General features: G+C 67.9%; 3 protein-coding genes and 1 tRNA gene. 3 read left to right on the plus strand and 1 reads right to left on the minus strand.

Features of this window, described 5'->3' with window-relative positions; genetic code table 11:
* Positions 1-210 (plus strand): hypothetical protein (locus AB1609_20355; protein MEW6048796.1); only part of this gene is annotated, 210 nt, incomplete at its 5' end.
* Between the two features lie 27 nt (positions 211-237).
* Positions 238-326, plus strand: a tRNA-Leu gene (locus AB1609_20360).
* A 73-nt stretch (positions 327-399) separates the two neighbouring features.
* On the opposite strand, the gene AB1609_20365 is transcribed toward AB1609_20360, so the two are convergent.
* Complete coding sequence (locus tag AB1609_20365; GenBank protein MEW6048797.1) at positions 400-1,233, minus strand: site-specific integrase; 834 nt, start codon at positions 1,231-1,233, stop codon at positions 400-402.
* A gap of 126 nt (positions 1,234-1,359) precedes the next feature.
* Here AB1609_20365 and csb2 point away from each other — a divergent pair, with 126 nt between their 5' ends.
* Positions 1,360-2,547, plus strand: a complete 1,188-nt coding sequence (gene csb2 / locus AB1609_20370; GenBank protein ID MEW6048798.1) for a type I-U CRISPR-associated protein Csb2 — start codon at positions 1,360-1,362, stop codon at positions 2,545-2,547.
* Positions 2,548-2,755: the final 208 nt, after the last annotated feature.

The following is a 2,755-nucleotide window of genomic DNA, read 5'->3' on the forward strand; positions in this document are numbered from 1 at the left end:
TCCACCCACCTCGTGTATGTACAACTGCCGGGGCCGGTGCCAGGCCAGCCTGACGTGGAGGTGGCCGTGGGGCAGAGGGTGACCGTCTGGGGCGAGCTGGCGGGCAACTACCCGTTTCGAGACGACGCCGGGCGGCCGATCATCGTGGTGCGGGTAGCGGCCGCGTACGTCGAGCGTTCGCTTGACGGCACGGCCGGCAGGTCTCTATAATCGGAGCGTCGGCGGATTCACGTGCGTGCCCGGGTGGCGGAATTGGCAGACGCGCACGTTTGAGGGGCGTGTGGGTAACCACTCCCATCCGGGTTCAAGTCCCGGCCCGGGCACCAATAACCACCGCATCCCAGGTCCTACCTACGGGAATTCGCTATCAGAGTACGGTGAAGATTACGGGAATCGGCCTCAGACCTTGCCGCTATCGTTGCCCGTCGCCTGTGCATCGCGCTCACTGCTCGGCGTGGCCCCGGGCGCTGCTTCCTCCCACCACGAGGCCATGACTTCCCGCGCGACGGTTTGGCCGCGCCGCATGCTCCGCAGGTAGTGGAGCAACATCGTCCGCGGCGTGTGGCCCAGGATCTTCGCCGCCGTCGCCGGGTCGACGCCGGCCGCAGCCAACCAACTGGCCGTCGTGTGCCGGAGGTCGTGGAAACGGGCGTGACGCAACCCAGCCCGGTCCGCGTACCGCCGGAACGCGTCGTCCAGGGTTTCCGGCGCCGTGGGATCGTGGATGTCGTACCGGCCCGACTCATAGCCCTTCGTCGCGGCCGGGAACACGAATCCATCCAGGGGAAGGGTCTCGACTCCTGTCGCCCGGGCGAGGGCGGCCCGCCACTCCCGGAGTGCCGCGGTCATGGCGGGGGTGAGCGGGACGGTACGGCGCCGGTTCTCGGTTTTCAGGGGCTGAATCACTAAACCGCGGGATTTCGCCCGCTGCACCTGCTGGACGATGCGGATCTCGCCCCGCCCCAGGTCAACATGGCGCCATTGGAGACCTAAGAGTTCGCCTCTAAATAACCCCGCCTCGACCGTGAGCTGGAACGCCACCGCCCAGCGCGTGCCCCAGGCGGCCTCCAACAGCGCGCGCACCTCGTCGGGCTCCAGGGCGACGGGTTCGCCGTAGCGGGCCCGGGGAGGGTTGATCACGTCCTGGGTCACGTCCCGGCCGATCAGCTTCGCCTTCACCGCCGCCCGAAGCGCCGCGCCGAGCGTCTTGTGGACGATCTCGCACTGCCGCATGGACAGCCCCTGCTCACGCATCCGCACGTACAGCGCATCGAGATGCCGCCCGGTCAGGTCGGTTAACCGTAAATTCCCGTATGCCTCGGTGACGTATCGCAGGGCGTTGGCGTAAATCGACCGCGTGTGTCATACCTCGGCCGGGCGGAGTCCTGGGTGGAGGCCGAGCTGCTCGAAGACTGGGTCGGCGAAACAAACTGCTTCCCGGTTGAGGATGCCGTGCCGGAGGGGTGGGAACGGGTTTCGCTCTTGGCCGTCCAAGGACCCGACGAGTACCGGGCGTGGGTCGGTCGCCTGGAGCCGGCCGCGTGGGGGGCGGCGGGCGGTGGTGGCCGCCGCGGGCTGGGAGCCGCGGTAGGTGATCTGGTACCACCAGACCTCTGGACCGCGCTCCACGCCGAGACGGGGACGCTGCAGCGACAGGGGTGGTCTCTGCCGCCGGGCAGCTGCTGGGTGGACTACGCCCGCCCGGCCGACGCCTTTCGCGTGACGTATCGCGGTCATTCCTATCGCCTGCTCGATGCAACCCATCCTACCGTCGCCCGTTTCGCTCTGGCGGGCACGGTGCTACCACGGCTAACGGAGGCCGTTGCCCTGGGAGAGCGGATGCGGCAGGCTGTCATGGCGCACGCCCGCGGCGTTGAGGGTGGCGCGGAAGCCCTGACCCTTTTCTCCGGCCGCACGCCCGACGGCAAACCTCTGGACGACGACCACGCCCACGCCTTCTTCCTGCCAGCCGACGACGATGGTGACGGACGGATCGATCACCTCACCATCTACGTTCCGGCCGGCCTGCCCCCGGTGGCGCAAGCTGTGCTCGGACGGCTCCGGAAGCTGTGGGGCGCCGGGGGCCATGACATCTTTGTGGTTCTGGTGGGGATGGGACAGCCGGAGGATTATGGCGGGTTCAACGTTGCAGGCGGCCAGACGCCCCAGATGGCGGCCAGCCGCGTGTGGGTCTCCCGCACGCCCTACCTGCTCACCCGCCATCCCAAGACGCATCGGGACGGCCGGCGTAAGGTCGGTCCGGATGGTCTGCAGCTGGACGGGCCGGAGGCGCAGCTCCGGGCGGAACTGGCGCGCCGCGGTTTTCCAGCGCCAGTGCTGGTCGCAACGGTCCGCGGTGCAGTTCTGGGGGGCAAGGAGGTCCGCTGGTTGGCGTTTCGGCGGGAGCGCCTGCAGGGCGGCGGGCGCCTGGCCAGCCCGGTAGGGTACGGCTTCAGGGTAGAGTTCCCCAAGCCGGTGCGGGGGCCCATCGCTCTGGGGTACGGCTGCCACTTTGGGCTGGGGCAGTTCGTGGCGGAGCCGGGGTGAGTTGCGCCGACGACGGCTCTCAGCGCACTGGTAACATCCGCCTGAGCCTGGCTAAAGCCATATAACCCTTTGACAGTGGTGTCACGTGGGGTAGTCTTCGCGGGCGAAAGAAGTTGACGCCAAGTCAACCCAGGTATGACGCCCGCCTTTTAGTGAATCCCGGATCCTTGACAACCGAATAAAGATATGGAGGCGTATCGCCATGATC

The organism is Bacillota bacterium, from assembly GCA_040754675.1.
In the GTDB taxonomy this organism is placed as follows: domain Bacteria; phylum Bacillota; class Limnochordia; order Limnochordales; family Geochordaceae; genus Geochorda.